Origin of the sequence: Aliiroseovarius sediminilitoris (assembly GCF_900109955.1) — a bacterium.
GTDB lineage: Bacteria > Pseudomonadota > Alphaproteobacteria > Rhodobacterales > Rhodobacteraceae > Aliiroseovarius > Aliiroseovarius sediminilitoris.
Genome location: NZ_FOJB01000001.1, coordinates 1543618 through 1563666, shown reverse-complemented (window position 1 = coordinate 1563666; position 20049 = coordinate 1543618). Strand labels below are relative to the sequence as shown.

At 59.3% G+C, this 20049-nt stretch carries 19 protein-coding genes; 7 read left to right on the top strand and 12 right to left on the bottom strand.

The window, feature by feature from the left end:
• Positions 1-933 carry a carbohydrate ABC transporter permease gene (locus tag BMY55_RS07745; RefSeq protein ID WP_091429652.1) on the bottom strand — a complete coding sequence of 311 codons (933 nt, stop codon included), beginning with the start codon at positions 931-933 and terminating at the stop codon, positions 1-3.
• Between the two features lie 221 nt (positions 934-1154).
• Here BMY55_RS07745 and BMY55_RS07740 point away from each other — a divergent pair, with 221 nt between their 5' ends.
• Entirely contained in the window at positions 1155-1910 is a 756-nt protein-coding gene (locus BMY55_RS07740; RefSeq protein WP_091429650.1) for a GntR family transcriptional regulator, read from the top strand.
• A 103-nt stretch (positions 1911-2013) separates the two neighbouring features.
• The gene (locus tag BMY55_RS07735) at positions 2014-3690 is read left to right on the top strand and encodes a beta-N-acetylhexosaminidase (RefSeq protein ID WP_245744681.1); all 1677 of its coding nucleotides are present in this window, start codon (positions 2014-2016) and stop codon (positions 3688-3690) included.
• 4 nt (positions 3691-3694) lie between these two features.
• Here BMY55_RS07735 and ugpC read toward each other — a convergent pair whose 3' ends face one another.
• Genes ugpC through ugpB form a run of 4 tightly spaced genes read right to left on the bottom strand, consistent with a single transcriptional unit; the run spans position 3695 to position 7818 of the window.
• A complete protein-coding gene (gene ugpC, locus BMY55_RS07730; RefSeq protein ID WP_091429646.1) occupies positions 3695-4750 on the bottom strand; it encodes a sn-glycerol-3-phosphate ABC transporter ATP-binding protein UgpC in 1056 nt (351 codons plus the stop codon).
• Between the two features lie 3 nt (positions 4751-4753).
• Positions 4754-5590 (bottom strand): sn-glycerol-3-phosphate ABC transporter permease UgpE, encoded by an 837-nt coding sequence (gene ugpE, locus BMY55_RS07725; protein WP_091432182.1) that lies wholly within the window; start codon positions 5588-5590, stop codon positions 4754-4756.
• A gap of 20 nt (positions 5591-5610) precedes the next feature.
• The gene (ugpA, locus tag BMY55_RS07720) at positions 5611-6492 is read right to left on the bottom strand and encodes a sn-glycerol-3-phosphate ABC transporter permease UgpA (protein ID WP_091432181.1); all 882 of its coding nucleotides are present in this window, start codon (positions 6490-6492) and stop codon (positions 5611-5613) included.
• 57 nt (positions 6493-6549) lie between these two features.
• Positions 6550-7818 carry a sn-glycerol-3-phosphate ABC transporter substrate-binding protein UgpB gene (ugpB, locus tag BMY55_RS07715; protein WP_407639074.1) on the bottom strand — a complete coding sequence of 423 codons (1269 nt, stop codon included), beginning with the start codon at positions 7816-7818 and terminating at the stop codon, positions 6550-6552.
• A gap of 242 nt (positions 7819-8060) precedes the next feature.
• On the opposite strand from ugpB, the gene BMY55_RS07710 reads away from it, so the two are divergent.
• A complete protein-coding gene (locus BMY55_RS07710; protein WP_091429642.1) occupies positions 8061-8963 on the top strand; it encodes a LysR substrate-binding domain-containing protein in 903 nt (300 codons plus the stop codon).
• Positions 8964-9017: 54 nt separating this feature from the next.
• On the opposite strand, the gene BMY55_RS07705 is transcribed toward BMY55_RS07710, so the two are convergent.
• From BMY55_RS07705 to BMY55_RS07695, 3 genes are all read right to left on the bottom strand, one after another.
• Positions 9018-9272 carry a hypothetical protein gene (locus BMY55_RS07705; protein ID WP_143064306.1) on the bottom strand — a complete coding sequence of 85 codons (255 nt, stop codon included), beginning with the start codon at positions 9270-9272 and terminating at the stop codon, positions 9018-9020.
• A 69-nt stretch (positions 9273-9341) separates the two neighbouring features.
• Entirely contained in the window at positions 9342-11174 is a 1833-nt protein-coding gene (locus tag BMY55_RS07700) for a Na/Pi cotransporter family protein (protein WP_245744680.1), read from the bottom strand.
• Positions 11175-11190: 16 nt separating this feature from the next.
• Complete coding sequence (locus BMY55_RS07695; RefSeq protein ID WP_091429638.1) at positions 11191-12765, bottom strand: inorganic phosphate transporter; 1575 nt, start codon at positions 12763-12765, stop codon at positions 11191-11193.
• Positions 12766-13026: 261 nt separating this feature from the next.
• Here BMY55_RS07695 and BMY55_RS07690 point away from each other — a divergent pair, with 261 nt between their 5' ends.
• The 4 genes from BMY55_RS07690 (at position 13027) to BMY55_RS07675 (ending at position 16862) form a co-directional block, all read left to right on the top strand.
• Positions 13027-13542: a TRAP transporter small permease subunit gene (locus BMY55_RS07690; protein WP_091429637.1), complete on the top strand. Its 516-nt coding sequence runs from the start codon at positions 13027-13029 to the stop codon at positions 13540-13542.
• On the top strand, positions 13539-14852 hold the full coding sequence (locus BMY55_RS07685) for a TRAP transporter large permease (protein ID WP_245744679.1): 1314 nt from the start codon (positions 13539-13541) through the stop codon (positions 14850-14852). The genes BMY55_RS07690 and BMY55_RS07685 overlap by 4 nt, the downstream gene beginning before the upstream one ends.
• Before the next feature lie 13 nt (positions 14853-14865).
• Positions 14866-15885 carry a TRAP transporter substrate-binding protein gene (locus BMY55_RS07680; RefSeq protein ID WP_091429635.1) on the top strand — a complete coding sequence of 340 codons (1020 nt, stop codon included), beginning with the start codon at positions 14866-14868 and terminating at the stop codon, positions 15883-15885.
• Between the two features lie 62 nt (positions 15886-15947).
• Positions 15948-16862: an alpha/beta hydrolase family protein gene (locus tag BMY55_RS07675; protein ID WP_143064305.1), complete on the top strand. Its 915-nt coding sequence runs from the start codon at positions 15948-15950 to the stop codon at positions 16860-16862.
• Here the strand turns inward: BMY55_RS07675 and BMY55_RS07670 are convergent.
• From BMY55_RS07670 to BMY55_RS07655, 4 genes are read right to left on the bottom strand one after another with little or no spacing between them, the layout of a single operon-like run.
• A complete protein-coding gene (locus BMY55_RS07670; protein ID WP_091429632.1) occupies positions 16859-17635 on the bottom strand; it encodes an ABC transporter permease in 777 nt (258 codons plus the stop codon). The genes BMY55_RS07675 and BMY55_RS07670 overlap by 4 nt on opposite strands.
• Positions 17632-18384, bottom strand: a complete 753-nt coding sequence (locus BMY55_RS07665; RefSeq protein ID WP_091429631.1) for an ABC transporter permease — start codon at positions 18382-18384, stop codon at positions 17632-17634. The genes BMY55_RS07670 and BMY55_RS07665 overlap by 4 nt, the downstream gene beginning before the upstream one ends.
• 8 nt (positions 18385-18392) lie before the next feature.
• Positions 18393-19166, bottom strand: coding sequence for a transporter substrate-binding domain-containing protein (locus tag BMY55_RS07660; protein ID WP_091429629.1), 774 nt, complete (start codon positions 19164-19166; stop codon positions 18393-18395).
• A 32-nt stretch (positions 19167-19198) separates the two neighbouring features.
• Positions 19199-19993, bottom strand: a complete 795-nt coding sequence (locus tag BMY55_RS07655) for an ABC transporter ATP-binding protein (RefSeq protein ID WP_091432176.1) — start codon at positions 19991-19993, stop codon at positions 19199-19201.
• Positions 19994-20049 lie beyond the last annotated feature (56 nt).

Genomic DNA, 20049 nt, shown 5'->3' with positions numbered 1-20049 from the left:
TTACTTCACTCCATATTTCTTGTTCACCTTGTTCAGAAAGAACAGATAGGCGAGTGAGAACAGGCCGAGCAGCAGCACGATGATCACCGCACGGGCAGACCCTTCGCCAAACTTGTAATTGCCGATGGCGGTCTTGTAGGTATCGACGATCAACGTGGTTGTCGCCCCGCGCGGGCCACCTTCGGTCAGGATCCAGATGATCTCGAAACTGTTGAAGGTGAAGATGGCGGACAGCAGCGACATCGACACGATCACCGGCATGATTTGCGGGATGGTGATGCGGCGGAAGCGATACCAGCGCCCTGCTCCGTCGACCCATGCCGCTTCGTACAGGTCGCGGCTGACGCCCTGCATGGCGGCCAGAAAGAACAGTGTGACCATTGGGACACCGACCCAGACATCTGTGGCAATGGCGGAATAGAACGCCGATTGCTTCTGAGCGAGGAATTCGAACGGCACATCGGTGATGCCAAGACGCATCATCACCCCAGACAACACCCCGAAATAGCCGTTGTAGAGCCACAGCCAGCCAATACAGCCGATGGCGATCGGAATGACCCAGGGCGGCATGACCAGCACCCGGAACAGCGCCCGCCCCGGAATGGCTGCGTTCAGAAGCGTCGCGCCGATCAGTCCAAGCACAAGCTTCAAGGCGACCGACAGGAACATCCAATAGAAGGTGCGAACGATGGTCTGGTGGAACTTCCGGCTGCCGGCAAGGTCTTCATAGTTGGCCAACCCGATAAATTTTTCACCACCCAATCCGGCTTCCATGAAGGACAGCCGGATGGTTTCGGCCAATGGCCAGGCGACGATCACCGCGATGAAGATCATGGCTGGCCCGACAAGAAGCCACGCGAAAAGGCTTTCAGAAATGGATTTACGCGCCCGTTTGCTGGCCGCAGAACCTTCAGCGTGCATCACGTCTGCCATTGATTTCCCCCAGTGGCACCCCAAGCGAATCGGAGCGTATACCAATTTTTATCATTACAGACCTTTTTTGACTACCATTATAATACCAAATTTTCCGATTACGCCTGTTCTTGCATAAAATCAATATTTTACGGTGGTATTTCCGGGCATAGCAAGAATTGTCTGTTGCCATTCTGATTGTTTTGGTATTACTTTTACATACCAAACAGAGTGGAAATCTCATGCAAGCGCCGTTTCACTGGCTCTCTCCAACCGCATGGTTTCAACCGGGCCGTGGCCCGCGTTACCTGCAATTGCACCGCCATATCCGTGCCGCGATCCAATCAGGCGATCTGGCCCCGGACGATCAATTGCCGCCGGAACGGGATCTGGCCGACGCCGCCGATGTCAGCCGCGTCACCGTCCGCAAGGCGATCGCGAAACTGGTCGAGGACGGGTTGATCGAGCAGCGGCAGGGTGCCGGATCGTTCGTCCGCGCCGCCGCGCCCAAGTTAGAGCAGTCGCTGTCCTCGCTCGTGTCGTTTACCGAGAACATGCAGGCGCGTGGTATGACCTCGACCAGCGAAACCCTGTCGCTGGGACTGTTCCGCCCCACCAGCCAAGAAATGATGTCGCTGGGTCTGTCCGCCAGCGACCGGGTGGCCCGCATCGACCGGTTGCGCAGTGCCAGCGGGACACCAATGGCTCTGGAACGCTCGTCCTTGCCAGGAGATATCCTGCCCCATCCCGAACAGATCGACGTGTCGCTATATGCTTTGTTGCGCAAGACGGGCCAGGCGCCCACCCGCGCCATTCAGCGGGTCACGGCAACCAACCTGACCACCACGGACGCGCAGATGTTCCGCCTGCCCGAAGGTGCTGCCGTCCTGAAAATCGAACGCACAGGATACCTGGGCACCGGTCGCCCGATCGAGTTTACAAGCGGCCTTTATCGCTCTGATATCTATGACTTTGTGTCTGAACTGAGATTGGATTGACATGGATTACGCCTGTCGCCTCGACGGCGCACAAATAATCTGCACCCTCACTTCGGATCGGGACCTTTCGGCCCCGATCTTCTGTTTTTCCGGCATGTCGCCGATGACAGCCACAGAAGGCGGTGAACGGCTGCGCGGCAAGGGAAGTTTCACCGAGGTTGCTCTGCCCGATCTGAAAGCCGGGCAACCGCATGACGTGGTGGTGGAATACACCCATGGGCACAGGGCGACGAACCGGGCATGGTTGCCACTCGGCCCCTATCTGCGCACGCGGGACGAGGTGATCGACCTGCCCTATCAGCCCTTGGGCTGCGTGCCGCCCGCCCTGCCCGACCTTGGCCCCTTTGACGGCTTGCCCCTTGTGCCGCAACCGCAGAACTGGGTTCCAAGCGGCGGAACGGTCGTTGTGACCGGCGTGCAGTGTGCCGACAAGGCGCTGAATGCCGTTGCCGATCTGGCCACGCGACGGGGGTGGCGTTTCGACGGGCGTTTCCCCGTCAAGATCGCGACCGCTGACATGGACTTGGACGCCTATCAGCTGGAGATCACGCCAAACTCCATTCACATCACTGCGGGCAGCTATGGCGGCCGGTTTTATGCCGGGATCACGCTGCTAACGCTGATGCAGGCCGGGCGGCTTCCCTGTGGTGTGATCACGGACGCCCCCCGGTTCGGCTGGCGCGGGCAGCATCTGGACACGGCCCGACACTATTACCAGCCGAGAACCATTCTGGATTTTCTGGACCTGATGGCGCTGTTGAAGCTGAACCGCTTCCATTGGCATTTCGCGGATGACGAGGCGTTTCGGCTGCAAATCGACAGCTATCCAGAGCTTTGGCGCAAGACCGAAATCTGTGGTGAAGGCCATCTGTTGCCGGCCCTGTTCGCAGGAGCGATCGAAGCCGGCGGCAGCTATTCCAAGGACACCGCTCGCGCGATCATCGCCCATGCCGCGGCGCTGAATATCGAGGTGATGCCGGAAATTGAAGCCCCCGCCCACGCCATCACCATCACCCAGGTCTTTCCCGACACACGTGATCCGGGGGACAACGGGCCAGAGACTTCGGTTCAGGGGTATCAGGGCAATTGCGTGAACCCTGCCATGCCCAAAACGTGGGAGGTGTTGAAGGCTATCGCGAAGGAAGTTGGCGCTCTTTTTCCGTTCGGCCATCTGCATCTGGGTTGCGATGAACTGCCCAAAGACACCTGGATGGGGTCCCCCAAAGCGCGCGCGCTTATGGCAGAAGAAGGGTTAGAGACAACGCAAGACCTGCAAGGCTGGACCATCGCCAAACTGGCAGGGATCGTTGCGCGAAACGGCCAGCGCCCCGCCGCGTGGGAGGAAGCCGCGCAGGGGTCGAACGGCGGCATCGGGCATGGCGCCATCCTGTTCAGCTGGACCGGGCAAGGGCCGGGGCTGGAGGCGGCGCGGGCCGGCTATGACGTGGTGATGACGCCCGCCCAACATGTCTATCTGGACATGGCGCACAGTGCTGACCCCGACGATTGGGGGGCCAGTTGGGCCGCCTTCATCTCGTTGGCCGACACGATCGACTGGGATCCCGTCCCCGATCCGGCGTTGGCCGACAAGATCATCGGCGTGCAGGGCACGTTCTGGTCCGAATTCACCACCGAGGACAATCAGATCTGGCCGATGTTGATGCCTCGGATACTGGGCGTGGCCGTTAAGGCATGGCAGATCAATGACATACATGCCGATGACCTGGCGCGCCTTGCCGTCAGCTATCGCGCAATCTGGCCGGTCGAAACGCCATTGTGACGCCCTACATGTCGATCCGAAGCTGGGTCTTGGGGTCGAACAGATGCGCATGGTCGGGCAAAACCGACAGGCGCATCACCTGCCCCTTGTTTTGAGTCAAATGCACGCCGGGAAGGCTTGCGGTAAACGCGACCCCTGTGCCTTCAAGATGACCATGCAGTAAAGTGTTGGCCCCCAGCGGCTCGGACAATTGCACCGCCAGCGCAAGCGGGCCGTTGTCATCCGGCGCAAGGTGTTCGGGGCGGATGCCGAGTTTCACGGCACCATCCTGATGGTCGGTCTTGACAACAATGGCATCGCCCAGCCGCACCCCACCGCCCACCACTTCTGCGTCCAGAATGTTCATCGCAGGACTGCCGATAAACTGCGCGGCGAACAGCGTTCGGGGCGTTTCATAAACCTCAAGCGGGGTGCCGATCTGTTCAGCCACTCCACCATTCATGACAATCATACGATCTGCCATGGTCATGGCTTCGACCTGATCATGGGTCACGTAAAGCGCGGTGATGCCCAGTTTGGATTGCAGCTCCTTGATCTCCAACCGCATCTGGACGCGCAGTTTGGCGTCGAGGTTCGACAGCGGCTCGTCAAACAGGAACACAGCCGGTTCGCGGACAATGGCGCGGCCCATGGCCACACGTTGACGCTGACCGCCTGACAATTGCTTGGGGCGACGATCCAGCAGCGCCTCTAGCTGCAACAACTCGGCCGCCTCACGCACCTTACGCGAAATCTCGTCCTTCGGCAGCCCGGCGATCTTCAGCCCATAGCCCATATTCTGCGCCACCGACATATGCGGATAAAGCGCGTAGTTTTGAAACACCATCGCGATATCGCGGTCCATCGGCTCTTTCTCGTTGGCGCGTTCGCCCCCGATCAACACCTCGCCGGAGGTGACCGTCTCAAGCCCCGCCACCATGCGCAACAGCGTGGACTTGCCACAACCCGACGGGCCGACAATCACGATGAACTCGCCATCGGCGATTTCCGCACTGATGCCGTGGATCACATCGGTGGACCCGAAACTTTTCTTGATATCTTTCAGCGTGACAGTCGCCATGGATCACTTCTCGCTATCTACTAGGCCGCGGATGAACAGTTTCTGCATCGACACAACGACAATCACCGGCGGGACCATCGCAAGGATCGAGGTCGCCATGATCACCGGCCAATCCGCCACATCATCGCCTGATGGGAACATCTGCTTGATGCCCATGACGATGGTGTTCATTTCCGGGTCGGTGGTGATCAGCAGCGGCCAAAGGTATTGGTTCCAGCCATAGATGAACAGGATCACGAACAGGGCAGCCACGTTCGTGCGGCTCATCGGCACGACGATGTCCCAGAAAAACCGCATCGGGCGGGCACCGTCGACGCGCGCGGCCTCGGCCAGTTCATCGGGAATGGTCAGGAAAAACTGGCGAAACAGGAAGGTTGCCGTCGCCGACGCAATCAGCGGGAAGATCAGCCCGGAATAGCTGTTCAGCATCCCGAACCCCGCCACGACCTCGTAGGTCGGCACGATCCGCACCTCGACCGGCAGCATCAGGGTCAGGAAGATCATCCAGAAAAAGAACGTTCGGCCGGGAAAGCGAAAATAGACGATGGCGAAGGCGGACAGAAGCGAGATCACGATCTTGCCCACGGCGATCCCTACCGCCATGACCAGCGAGTTGAACAGCATCGTCGCGACCGGCACATTCACGCCCGACAACAGCGCCGCCTTGTAGTTTTCAAAGAACTGATCGCCGGGCCAAAGCGGCATGGGGGGGCGCACGATTTCGGGTTGCGAGACGGTCGAAGCGACGAAGGCCAGCCAGATCGGGAAGAAGATGACCAACACGCCAAGTATCATCAACAGATGGGTCAGCCACAGCCCCACCCCGCGTTTTTCGACCATGCCATGTATGTCGCGGGCCATCAGTAGTGCACCCTTTTTTCGACGAACTTGAACTGAAGCACAGTCAGCAGCCCGACCACGATCAGAAGGATCACCGACTGCGCCGAGCTTGACCCGAGATCCTGGCCGACGAACCCGTCCGAAAAGACTTTATAGACAAGGATCGTCGTCGATTGCTGCGGCCCACCCGAGGTGATGGTGTGGATCACGCCGAACGTCTCGAAAAAGGAATAGACCACGTTGACCACCAAGAGGAAAAAAGTGGTGGGCGACAGAAGCGGCAAGACGATGGTGAAAAAGCGCCGCCAGAAACGGGCGCCGTCAATCGCTGCGGCTTCAATCACCGAACGGGGCACGGCTTGCAGGGCGGCAAAGAAAAACAGGAAGTTATAACTTATCCGCCCCCAGGCCGAGGCGACGACGACCAGCCCCATCGCCTCGCTGCCATTCAGCACATGGTTCCAGTCATATCCCAACTGCCCCAGATACCAAGACACGACGCCCACGCGGGTGTTGAACATAAAGAGCCACAGCACACCGGCCACGGCAGGCGCGACCGCGTAGGGCCAGATCAGAAGCGTGCGATAGACGCCCGACCCTTTGATCAACCGATCCGCTAGCACCGCCAGAAACAACGCCGGGATCATCGAGGCGAGGGTCACAAGGATCGAGAATATTCCCGTCGTCACAAATGACGCGCGATAAAACCTGTCCGACAGCAGGTATTCGAAATTGCCCAGACCCACATATTGCATCGACAGCCCGAACGGGTCGGGTATGAACAGCGACTGCCAGATTGCCTGCCCCGCCGGATAAAAGAAAAACACCGCCGAGATGATGACCTGCGGCGCGATCAGGCACAGGGGCAAAAGCCAGCCGCGAAAGGTGACGCGTTTTTCCATCATATCCCCCGGAACGGAAAAGACGGGCCGTGATGGCCCGCCCTTTTGATGCGTGGTTTACATATTGGCTTGCTCGAACCGGCGCAGCAGCGCGTCGCCGCGTTCCTTGGCACTGTCCATCGCCTCTTGCGCGGTCTTGTCACCGGCCCAGATGCCTTCCAGCTCTTCGTCGATGATGCCGCGGATCTGGTCAAACGATCCCAGACGGATGCCTTTGGAATTGGCGGTCGGCTGGTTGGCTGTCATCTGTTTGACGGCCACATCGGTGCCGGGGTTTTCTTCATAGAACCCAGCTTCTTTCGTGGCTTCGCCAGCGGCAACCGTGATCGGCAGATAACCGGTATCCTGGTGCCATTTTGCCTGAACCGGGGTCGAGGACAGGAAGGACAGGAATTCACCCACGCCCTTGTATTCCTCGGCTTCGTGGCCCTCCATGACCCAAAGCGATGCACCACCGATGATGGTGTTCTGCGGTGCATTTCCGACACCTTCCCAATAGGGCAGCGGACGCACGTCGAAGGCAAACTCTGCCTCGGCCTTGATGCCTGCGTAACCGGCCGAGCTTTCGGTGAACAATGCGCACTCACCGGCGCGGAAGTTTGCACCGCCTTCGTTGCGGCGACCGGTATAGACGAACTCTCCATCCTTGGCCCATTCGCCCATCTTCGCCAAATGCGCCACCTGAGCTTCGCCGTTCAGCGCAAGCTCGGTGTCCAGCCCGGCGAAACCGTTATCCCTGGTCGCAAACGGCACGTCGTGATAGGCCGAGAAGTTTTCAAGATGGATCCAGCTTTGCCAAGCCGTAACCAGCGGGCAATCTTCACCGCCCGCTTTAAGTTGCTCAAGCACCGAATCCACGTTTTGCCACGTGGACAGGTCTGTGTCAGGGTCCACACCAGCCGCTTCCATCGCGTCACGGTTCACCCACAGAACGGGCGTTGACGAGTTGAACGGCAACGATAGCATCTGACCGTCAGTGGTGGTGTAGTAACCTTTCACAGCACCGATATAGGCGTCGGGGTCAAATTCGGCCCCGCTTTCGGCCATTACTTCATAGACTGGCTTGATGGCGCCCTCGGCGGCCATCATGGTCGCCGTGCCAACCTCGAACACCATCAGAACATGAGGTTGTTCACCAGCGCGGAACGCCGCGATGCCGGCATTCAACGTCTCGGAATAGTTACCTTTGTGGCTGGCGACGACTTTGTAATCGCTCTGGCTTGCGTTGAACTCCTCGACCTGCGCGGCCACAAGCTCGCCAAGACGTCCGGTAAAGGCGTGCCAGAATTGAATTTCGGTTTGCGCGGAGGCCCCGATTGGGGACATCGCGGTGGTTGCGGCAGCAATTGCGCCAAACACGAGCTTTTTCACTTCATCCTCCCTTGCACCAGCTGCGGTGCGTTTCCCAGGTGTGGCACGCAGTCAGATCAGCCGAGTTGCCCGACCCGAACCGCGTGTCTGGCAAAAGGGTTACATCCCACATGGCATAATGCAAGAATATTTGATGTAACAGTTTTATAACACAGCATTATACTGCTACGCTGCCCCTGTCCCGGAAGGAAGATCGCATGTCACATTCGCTGCGCCTGCGCCAGTTAGAGGCCCTTATGGCGGTCACACATCACGGTTCCATGACACGCGGCGCGCTGGAACTGGGCATCAGCCAACCTGCGGTGAGTCGCCTTCTGTCCGATCTGCGCGAGGTTCTGGGCTTCGACCTGTTCAATCGTCGTGACGGGCGACTGGTGCCGACCCAGGAAGTCCGGTTTCTGCTGCCCGACATCCGGCGGGTGCTTGAAATGATGCACCAAATCTCGGAAGCCAGCCAGAACATCACCGAAAAGAAGGCCGGGCATCTGCGCATTGCCTGCCTGCCCGGTTTTGCGACCAGCCACCTGCCCGGCGTCGTGGCGGCATTCCTGCGCGACCGCCCCGGTGTCAGCGTCACGCTGGAACCGGACCGCCCTGAACGCATTCTGGAATGGATGGTGGGTGAACAGTATGATTTCGGCATCACTGACGGGTTCGAAGGACATCCCGCCGTCGAAAGTGAAAATATCGACATCCGCACCGTCTGCGTATTTCCGACAGGGCACCGACTGGCAGCACTCAAACAGATCGGCCCAAGCGATCTGGCCGATGAAAACCTGATCCACACACGCCGAGACAGCACATTTTTTCGCGATCTGAACGAAGCCTTTCAGAAAGCCAACACCACCATAAATTCACTGGTGGAATCGCGACAGTTCACCGCCGCCTGCGAGATGGTTTGCCAAGGGATCGGTGTCTCGGTTGTCAGCGCGTTGGATGCGGCAAAATATGTGGGTCAGGGCCTGGATCATCGCCCTTTCACGCCCGCCATTCCGCATCGGTTATCGCTGGTGCGTCCGACGCTGAAACAGCCCTCAATGATCTCGCTTGAGTTTATCGAGGTCTTCTCGGCCAGTCTTGCGCCCTACAAAATGCGCTGACCCGGACGGCCCCACGCGATCAGCACGGAGTTGGCCAGACGTCAGATAATGCCCTCAGGCATCGCCGATCTTGTCTTTCAGCCAGCGCGCGCGCTTCTGCTGCTCGCGCACCATATCGAGTTTTGTCGCCAGCCGTTCTTTTTTCGATGACTTCGTCGTCTCATCAAGTTCTGCCTGAAGCAATCGGGCTTTCGCCTCAAGTTTCGACAATATCTTGTCGACATGGGATGGCTTGATCTTCTGCGCCTTCCCTTGCTCAAGCCGAGCGTAATATTTGTCGAGTTTCTCAACGCTATTTTCAAGTCCCATGGTGGCCCCCTGGTTGCGACAGCACATGATATGGCCCAATGGGTCTGGGCCTGTAACTGCCATCTATAATCATTGCGCCATATCCTTCTGTTTGTCGTTGATCGCGTCCCGGACGATGGCCATCAGTTCGTCATCATCAAGCGCGAGAATGCGTTCGACCTCGGCCATGGCGTCCTCGCTTTCAATATAATACGCCCGCGCGGCCCCAAGCAGATCGCGCATCGCCGAATAGGCATAGCTGGAATCGTTCAGAAACGAAGTCGCGACCGACGCATCCAGCTCGCGTTGGCGGATCAATGCCTCGATCCGTGTGTTTGTCTCGCGTCCGTCGGTTTCTACTTGCATCCTCTCCTGATCCAGCCACAGGCTTGAGCGGTCGTCGGGGTCTGCCAGATCCAGTTGTCGAATTTCGACAAGGATGCGCGCGATTTCGGTGCGAAGCTGGTTATAGAGATCGGTCGCGGCCCCCTGCCGGCGCACCGTGTAGCGGTTGACGTTGCGACGCAAATGCTTGACCGCCTTTACGGCCCGGACGATCCGCCCAGCCACATCCCGCAGCGTATAGATGTCATCCATCACATCCGCCGGCATGTCCTTTGACCCGATGCGCGTGGCGAACTCGACAATCGCGGAATAGAGCGTCTTGACCCGCGCCTCATACCGTTCGTCGATGTCAAATTCGACCGGTTTGCGACTGGCTCGAACGGTTGCGGCGATGTCTTTCGAGGCAAACACCTCATCGCGGTGCAGGTTTAGCCCGTGCAAGATCAATTCCACGGCGTTGTCATAAAGGTGTTTGACCTCGCGCCGCATGGCGACCTCGACGGTCTGCGGAAATTCGTCCACCGCTTCGGACAGATATTTGGGCTGGCTCAAGTCTTCCTCTGGCGGCGTGATCACACGTTCCAGAAAGCGGATCAAACGGTTCAAAAGCGGCAGCATCAACACGACCCCCAGCGTGTTGAAGATCGTATGGAATACCGCCAGTTTCAGGGCGAAATCCGTGTCCGCTATACCAACTCCGGCCGAGACGAGATCGACGCTCTGACGGATTGGCCCAATGAACACCAGCGCAACCCCCGCAGTCACGAGGTTGAAGATCAGATGAGCCAGAGCCAGGCGTTTGCCCTGATAATTCGCCGTGAAAGATCCGATAATCGCAGTGATGGTGGTGCCGATATTGGCCCCGATTGCAAGCGCCAGCGCGTTCTCATAGGAAATCTGCCCTGCCGCCAGCGCGGTAATGATCAGCGTCATCGTGGCGTGGCTGGACTGCATGACCACGGTCGCCGCTGCCCCGACCAGCGTATAAACCAGCAGCCCCAGAAGCCCGGTCATGGCAAATCGGGTCAGGTCGAACTGGTCTTTGAACGACTCGAACCCCTCTTTCATGTAGTGAATGCCCAGAAACAGGAACCCCAGCCCGGCAAGGACCAACCCTGCGCCGCGCAGATACTTGTTTTTCTGGAACACCAGCACAATGGCGATGGCCAACATTGGCAACGCATAGGACGCGATGTTCACTTTCAGCCCGAAGCCCGCCACCAGCCACGCCCCCGTTGTGGTGCCGATATTGGCACCAAAGATGATCCCGACCCCTGCAATCAGCGAAATCAGGCCAGCGGACAGAAACGAGATGGTGATCACCGACACCAGCGAACTGGATTGCATGATCGTGGTCGACAGGATGCCAAACCCCATGGATTTGGCGACCGAGCCTGTTGTCTTTTCAAGCACGGTTTCCAAAAAGCCGCCGCTGAACAGCTTGAAGCCGTCTTCCAGCATCAACATGCCGAACAGGAAGATCGCGACGCCGGCGGCGATCTCTTGAAAATCGCGGCTAAGCCAAAAGCCAAAGCCAAGCACCAAAAGGATGACCGGCAAAAGGGATTTCTTCATCATCTTGAGGTGCCCACTCCTATGGCAGCATCATGCCGCGCAGCACGAAATAGAACATGGCCGCAAGCACCGCAGAAACCGGCACGGTAATGATCCATGCCGACACGATCTTCAAAAGCGATGCGCGGTGCACCAATTGGCGCTTCAACGCCTTTTGAAGCATCTTGCGTTCGGCGGCGTCAATCACCGCATCTGGCCCCATTTTCTTCAGCTTTTCCAGAATACGCAACTTGTCCTCAGGCGGTGCGTTCTGAAAAGACATCAGCACCTGTTCGACGGTGGCGAAATCCTGTTCGCCCCGGTGTTGGATCAACACCTCCTCGACCACTTTGCTCATCCGGGTTTCCAGAAATTCGCGCAAAAAGCCGACGCCGAAAACAGCTCCCAACGCCACATGGGTCGAGCTGATCGGCATCCCAAGTTGGCTGGCGATGATCACTGTGATGGCAGCAGCGAGCGCAATACAAAAGGCACGCGACCGATCCAGTTCGGTGATCTCTGACCCAACGGTGCGGATCAGCTTCGGCCCAAACAATGCCAGACCGACCGAGATTCCAAGCGCACCGATCACCATCACCCAAAGCGGGATCGCCACCTTGGACGCACCGCCTTGCGTATTTGTCAGAGCATCGACCACTCCGGCCAGCGGGCCGACGGCATTCGCCACATCATTTGCGCCATGTGCAAAGCTCAGAAGAGCTGCCGAGATGATCAGCGGCGTGGTAAAAAGTTTGTTCACCCCCTCGCGTGTGTCTGGCAGCGTGGGTGCGACCTTGTTGATCATCGGGCGAACAACAACGATAGCAACCAACCCCACGACCAATCCGATCAGAATGGCGTTGGTGAAGTCGATCTTGATCAGGCTCTTGATCCCTTTCAGCGCGATATAGGTGGTGAAGGCCCAGGCCATGATACCGATCATGAAAGGAACAACTTTTCGAGCGGCTTCCACAGGTTGCGGTTTGAAAAAGATCATCTTTTTCAGCGCATACAGAAACAATGCGGCGATGACGCCCCCGGTCACGGGTGAGATCACCCAGCTCAGGGCGATTTTGCCCATCGAATCCCAGTTGACGACATCCCAGCCCACCGCAGCGATCCCCGCACCCATCACGCCGCCCACGATGGCATGGGTGGTCGACACCGGCGCGCCCAACCATGTGGCGGCATTCAGCCAAAGGGCAGCCCCGATCAAAGCCCCCATCATTACCCAGATAAAGACATCCGGGTCGGGCACGTCGGCGGGGTCGATAATGCCTTTCTTCACGGTCGAAACCACGTCTCCGCCCGCGATGATGGCGCCTGCGGCTTCAAACAGTGCCGCGATCACGATTGCGCCCGTCAGGCTCAGCGCAAAAGAGCCGACGGCGGGGCCGACATTGTTGGCCACGTCATTGGCACCGATATTCATCGCCATGTAAGCACCGATAACGGCGGCAGCGACCAACAGGTAAAGCTGATCCACATGCGCAAACCGCGCACCGGTATAGATCATCACCCCGACAACGAAGATGATGGCGGTTCCCAGCCGCCCGACCTCGGAGCGGCTGATATGCGTCGCGCTTTCAATCTTAAGATATTCTTTCACTTTCATGGGACCCCCATCCGAGAAGCGCACACTTGCCCATGCCGCGCGCCCAAAGGTTGCGGAAGGTGCTGTGCCACAGTGAAATTTGCACGCGCCAGCGCAGGTCAAACTGAGGTGGATCATTGACAGCCCCTTATTGCGCTGCCTGTTCTATAATTGTGACGCTCTCTCGGTACGCCTGCTCCATTCGACCCAACAGTTCCGCAGGCTGGCATTGCGCCTTCTGAAAATTTATCGTTCCCTGTGACCCAAGTTGGGGGGAGCCTGTTGGAACGTCTGAAGTCAGCCATGATGAAGGCCTTGGCCATCGCGTTGATCGCGATGATGAGCGGGATTGTTGTGCAGGTGGTGTTCAGCACATTCGACATCAACCCGATCCTGAGCTTCATGAGGGCCGTGCCCCTGTTGGGAAAGGCCATCACGCTGAACTCTCTGCTCGATATCCAATGGCATCTGCTGGTCATCATAGGGCTGATCCCCGCCGGGCTTGTCTGGCAGGCAAACAAGCATGTGCGGGTGGATTTCCTGTACCAAAACCGCAGCAACCGGACGAAAGCGCGCATTGATCTGGTGGGCAACCTGATCTTCGCAGTGCCGTTCTTCGCCTTGGGGCTTCCCGCCGCATGGTCCTTCATGATGCGCGCATGGGCATCGGATGAAGGTGGGCGCAATGGCGGGTTGAACGACCTTTGGCTGATCAAGGCGGTGCTGCCGCTCGGATTGACGCTGTTGGCCGTGGCGATCCTGATCGAAACCATCCGCCTGATCCGGGCCAGCAGATGATCGACAGTTTTCTGCCCCTCGCGATGGCGGGTCTGACCCTGACGGCGATCTTCGCCGGTTATCGCGTCGGCATGGTGCTGGCAGGGTCCGCCGCGTTGTTCATCCTTCTGTCCGACCTGCCGATTGCCTATTTCAACCTGCTGATCAGCCGGATTTACGCCAATGTCCTGTCCAACTGGCTACTGGTCGCGGTGCCTATGTTCATCTTCATGGGGCTGATCCTGGAAATTTCGGGCGCCGCCGAACGCTCGCTGAAGGCCGCGCAGCGGGCCTTGGGCGGCAGTGCGGCAGGTATGGGGTTTTCGGTCCTCGTGATCGGGGTCTTGCTGGCGGCCTCATCCGGCATTGTCGGCGCGTCGGTTGTGCTGTTGGCCCTGCTCGCCCTGCCCCGGTTAGAGGAAGTCGGCTATGACAAGCCAACCTCGGCGGGGTTGATCGCGGCATCCGGCACATTGGCCATCCTGATCCCACCCTCGGTCATGCTGATCGTGCTGGGCGACCAGTTGCAAACCCCGGTGCCTGACATGTTTGCTGGGGCCATCGGGCCGGGTCTTTTGCTGGTGCTGGCCTATGGCGCCTACATCATCTGGCGCGCGCGGGGGTTGCCCGCGCAACCCCGGCAGACCCGCATCTCATTGCTGCGTCTGATCTTTGACCTCGCGCCGCTTCTGGGGCTGGTCATATCGGTCCTCGGCTCGATCGTCGCGGGGCTGGCCACCCCGACCGAGGCCAGCGGCCTTGGCGCATTCGGCGCGGTCCTGATCACCGTGCTATACCGCAAGTTCAGCTTCGCCATGCTGATGGAGGCCGCCAGCCGCACCGTCACCACCACTTCAGTTGTGCTGTTCGTGATGATTGGCGCCACCTGCTTTTCCGCCGTGTTCAAAGGCATCGGCGGTGATGATCTGGTCGAAGCGGGCATCACCGCCTTCGGCACCGGACCCTACACGGTTCTGGCAGTGGTGATGGCCGCGATCTTCCTTCTGGGCTTCGTGCTGGACTGGCTGGAAATAACGCTTATCCTCATGCCCATCTTTGCGCCCATCGTGGCGGGGCTGGATTTCGGTAATGGGCTGACGGGCGATACACTTCTGATCTGGTTCGGTATTTTGGTCGCTGTAAACCTGCAAACCTCGTTTCTGACCCCGCCGTTTGGCTTTTCGCTGTTCTATCTGCGCGGCGCGGCGGGCGAGGCGTTGACGACACCGCAAATCTATCGCGGCGTCCTGCCCTTCATCGCATTGCAGGTGCTGGTGCTGGTGCTGCTGATCCTGTTTCCCGGTTTGATCACCGGCCTGACGTCATATTAATGGGAGGACCCTTATGAAAACGACCTACATGCTGGCCACCGTCGCCACCCTTGTCGCATCAAGCGCAACGGCCGAGACATTCAACCTGCAAAGCGCCTTTGGCGGCTTGCCAGTGCTGGACCCGACCGCCAAACGGTTCGTGGCGAATGTCTCGGCCCTGACCGGAGGCGAGGTCGAGTTCAAGTATCTTCTGGCCGGTGAGATGTCTCCGCCGTTCGAGATTTTCGACAATGTCAGCGTCGGCGCAATTGATGCAGGCTGGTCGTTTGCCGCCTACGCCAGCGGCAAGGAACCAGCCGCCGCGCTGTTCGGGTCGGTGCCATTCGGGGGCGATCCGCTGTCCTATATCAGCTGGTTGCAGCATGGCGGCGGGCTTGAGCTGTGGCGCGAGATTTATGCCCCCTACAACCTCGTGCCCATGGCCTGCGGCGTGATCCTGTCCGAAGCGGGCGGCTGGTACACGAAAGAGATCAACACACCCGAAGACCTGCAAGGGCTGAACATCCGCATCGGCGGGCTGGGCGGCGACATCCTGGCCAAACTGGGGGCCAATGCCATGTCCCTGCCCACCGGTGAGATTTCCACATCACTGGAAACCGGACGGCTGGACGCGACCGAGTTAAGTTTCCCGCTGGTCGATAAACTTCTGGGCTTCGACAAGGTGGCGAAGAACTATTATTTCCCCGGCTGGCACCAACCGGCGGGCTTTATCGAGTTTTACATGAACAAGGATAAATGGGATGGGTTGACCGACAGCCAGCGCACCGCAATCGAAGTGTCCTGTGCCGATGCCAACCTGTATGCACTGGGGTCCGCCGCTGGCGCGCAAAGCGAGGTGTTGGAGGGCTTCCGCGCCAATGGTGTGAATGTCGCACGCCTGCCAGACAGCGTGATGGATGCTCTGCGCGCTGCTGCCGACGAGGTCTATGCCGAGAAATCCGCCGAGGACGAGATGTTCAAGCGGGTGATCGACAGCTACCGCGCCTATGCAGCCGATTATCGCGAATATCAGGATCTGACCGACCTCAACTGACCCGACGGGCCGCGCCCCCGATCATGGTGGCGCGGCGCTTGGCACATCCCAAGGACCGCACCGTGAGCTACGCCCTGAAAGATTTCGGCTCTTACACCGTGGGCGGGCGTCTGCGGCACGTGACCGAAGGCACCCCGCGCGAGGTGCAGTTTACCCGCAGCGTGTCCTTCACCGTCGATCCGCGCGGATATTTCGCCGTCGAACACGCCTATGTTCAGTATTTCGTGCCACAAGACCGCTGCCCCGGCCCGCCGGTGGTGCTGGTCCATGGTGGCGGCCTGTCGGGCAGTTGTTGGGAGACCACGCCGGACGGGCGACCGGGATGGCTGCACCTGCTGCTTGCGCGCGGATACGAGGTGCATGTGGTCGACAATGTCGAACGGGGACGCGCGGGGTTTGCACCGGGACTGTGGGAGGGCGATCCCTTCCTGCGCAGTCTGGACGAGGCGTGGACCTTGTTCCGCATCGGTCCCCCCAGCGGCTTTGCCACGCGCACCCCCTTCCCCGGACAGCTTTTTCCGGTGAACCAGTTCGAAGCATTCGCCCGGTGCTTCGTGCCGCGCTGGTTGGGCACCACCTCGCTTCAATCCGCAGCCCTTCTGGCGGTGTTGAACCGGACAGGTCCGGCGATGGTCATCTGCCATAGCCAGGGGGCCGAGGTCACATTTGACGCGCGGTCCACGGCCCCGGACCTGTTCGAGGGGATCATCGCGATTGAACCCTCCAGCCTGCCGGGTGACGCGGACCACGCATCCAAGCAACCCATCGTGATCTGCGCCGGTGATTTCCTTGATACCAACCCGGACTGGCAGACACGCGCGCGCGGCTGGGAACGGTTTGCGCAGGCTGCGGAGACTGTGCGTTTCCTTGGTGTGTCCGCGTTTACACCCGGCAACAGCCACATGATGATGATGGACGCCAACAACGCTGAAGTTTTGGACAATGCCTTGGAAGCACTGGCTGCAATCCGCGTCTAAGCCCGACTGCCGGTCTTGAGTTCGAACCGCCGAAACAACAGCGCGATGATCCCGGCGATGATCATGTAAAACACCGCCAGCAGCAGCAAAGGCTCGTAAACGATGAACGTGTCCGACCGCACACGGGACGAGACTGAATAAATCTCGACCACCGTGATCGTTGCGACCAGTGGCGTGGCTTTCAGTTGCAGGATGGTCTCTCCGCCCAATGTGGGCAGGACATTGCGGATCGCCTGCGGCAGCCAGATCCGACGAAACATGGTGAAACGCGGCATCCCGAAGGCGTTGGCGGCTTCCAACTGCCCCTTGTTGACGCCCGCAAACGCGCCGCGCATCACCTCGCCTTCATAGCCTGCGTAAGACAGGGTCAGCGCCAGCACCGCATAGGGCCAGGCCTGACGCAGATAAGGCCACAGCTCGCTGCCACGGATCCACGGGATTTGCGGGAACAGCGACCCCAACCCGTAATAAAGCAGCCAGATTTGCAACAGAAGCGGTGTTCCGCGAATGATGGTGCAAAAGGTCTTGGCGGGCGCGGACAGATACCATGGCCCAACCGCCTGCGCGAGGCCCAAGGGGATGGCCAGAAGAAATCCGGCAACGGTGGTCACGACCAGGATCCAGATCGTCCGCCACGCGCCTTCAACGGCCAACGGTGCGTACTCCGGGATCCAGTCCCAGCGCAGCGAAACCGCGCACCAGATCACCAACCCGGCAAACAGTGCCATCAGCACAATTCTGTGCGGCTGCATCAGGCTGCGCCATCCCGTCATTTTCCCGCCCCCCGCAACGAGGGCTGACCACGGCGCGCCCATTTTTCGATCCGCGCAAAGATCGCGCCGGAAAACAGGGTCACGATCATGTAAAGTGCGCCTGCCGCCAGAAAAAAGGTGAAATAGGCGCGGGTGCTGGACGCCGCCTGTCGCGTCTCCAACGTCAACTCGCTAAAGCCCACAATGGCCAGAAGCGCGGTGTCCTTGGTGGCGATCAGCCAAAGGTTGGCCAGTCCGGGCGTGGCAAAAGACATCATCGCCGGGATTGTCACCCGGCGCATCAGCATAAAGGGCGGCATACCAAAGGCCCGCGCGGCCTCGATCTGCCCATGCGGAATCGCTTGAATGGCACCGCGCAGCACCTCGGTCGCATAAGCCCCCTGGACGATGCCCAAGACCCAGATCCCGGCCACCACCCCGCTGATTTCAACGCGGCCATATCCCAACGCGCTGGAGGCCTGATTGATCAGGTCCGTGCCAACGTAATAAAGGATCAGGATCAACACCAACTCGGGCACCGCCCGGATCACCGTCGTGTAAATGGCGAGGAGATCACGAACGACCACCCCGCCATAGAGTTTGCCCGACGCGCCAAACAGCCCGATCACCAATCCGAACCCGAACGCCCCAAAGGCGATCTGTAGCGAATTGGCCAGGCCCCGCAGAAGGTTGCCGCCCCACCCCGGAGGGCTGAGCGACAACAATTCTGCGCTTTTGGCCAGGCCCAGCGAGTCGAGGATCAGTTCCAAGGCAGGGCTTACTCGCTATAGATGCTGGTCGTGAAGTAACGCGACGTGATCTCGGCATGGGTACCATCGGCAAGGATAGCCGCGATCCCGGCGTTCAGGCTTTCACGCAGCGCATCGTCACCCTTGCGCACGCCGGCGCCCACGCCTTTGCCCAGGATGGCTTCATCATTGGCAACTGCGCCTTTGATTTCACAGCATTGACCGGCGTCAGAGTTGACGAAATCCGCCATGGCAATGCTGTCAGCCTGCGTGGCATCAATCCGGCCTGCAACAAGATCCTGATTGGCCTCGTCCTGGGTCTGATAGACCCGGATTTCGGCGGCATCCCCGAAATAGGTGTTGGCATAGGTCTGGTGGATGGTCGACGCCTGAATACCAACGATCTTGCCGGCAAGCGATTCCGGTGTCGGCTCGATGTCCATCGACTTGTCCGCCACGATCACGGCAGGCGTGTTGTAGTAAGGATCGCTGAAATCAATGGTTTTCATGCGTTCTTCGGTGATCGACATGGACGCCATGATTGCGTCGATCTGCTGTCCGGTCAGCGACGGGATGATCCCGTCCCACGCCACGGGTGTGATCACGCAATCCAGCTCGGCGGCAGCGCAAACCGCACCGATGATTTCGACTTCCCAGCCGACCCAGTTGCCGGACGCATCAAGCGAGGCGAAGGGCGGATAGGGTTCTGCGGCGATGCCGATCTTGACCTCTTGGGCGGATGCAGCACCAGCGGCCAGCAAGGTCGAGGCCAGGCCAGCGGCCAGCAATGTCTTGAGTTTCATGTGTCGTCTCCCGTTGGTTGGTTTCATGGTTATTAGCCGACTGTTTTCAGGAATTGTTGCAGCCGTGCGGATTTCGGATTGCCGAAGACTTCGGCCGGGGGGCCTTCCTCTTCAATCCGTCCTTCAAAAAGATACACGACATGCGTTGCCACTTCGCGGGCAAACTTCATCTCGTGCGTGACCAGAAGCATCGTGCGCCCTTCGGCCGCCAGATCGCGGATCACAGTCAGAACCTCGCCGACCAGTTCCGGGTCCAGTGCGCTGGTGGGTTCGTCAAACAGCATAACACTTGGATCGACGGCCAGCGCGCGGGCAATCGCGGCCCGCTGTTGCTGCCCACCGGACAGGTATGACGGGAACGTGTCCGCCTTGTCGCCCAGCCCGACCCGCTCCAGCAGCTCTTTCGCGCGTTCAATCGCCTTGTCGCGCGGCACTTTCAACACATGCACCGGCACTTCGATCACGTTTTCCAGAAGCGTGCGGTGGGTCCACAGGTTGAAGGCCTGAAACACCATGCCCAGACGCGTGCGGATACGTTCGATCTGGCGCCGCTTGACGGGGGTGCCGTCGGGACGCATCACGACCTCTTCCCCACTGATGACAATCTGACCGGAGCTTGGGGTTTCCAGAAAGTTGATACAGCGCAGGAAGGTCGATTTGCCCGACCCGCTGCCGCCGATAATCGCCACGACATCGCCCTTGTGGGCAGTCAGCGAAACACCTTTCAGCACCTCAAGCGTCCCAAAGGACTTGTGCAGATCTGTCACCCGAATGGCCTCGGTGTCTTCGGCTGGTGCCTGTACTTCTCTGGCCGTCATATCCGGCATCGCCATCATCGTTCCCCGATTTCCGGCTTGTAGTAAGCCGCGATTTCCGCAATTAT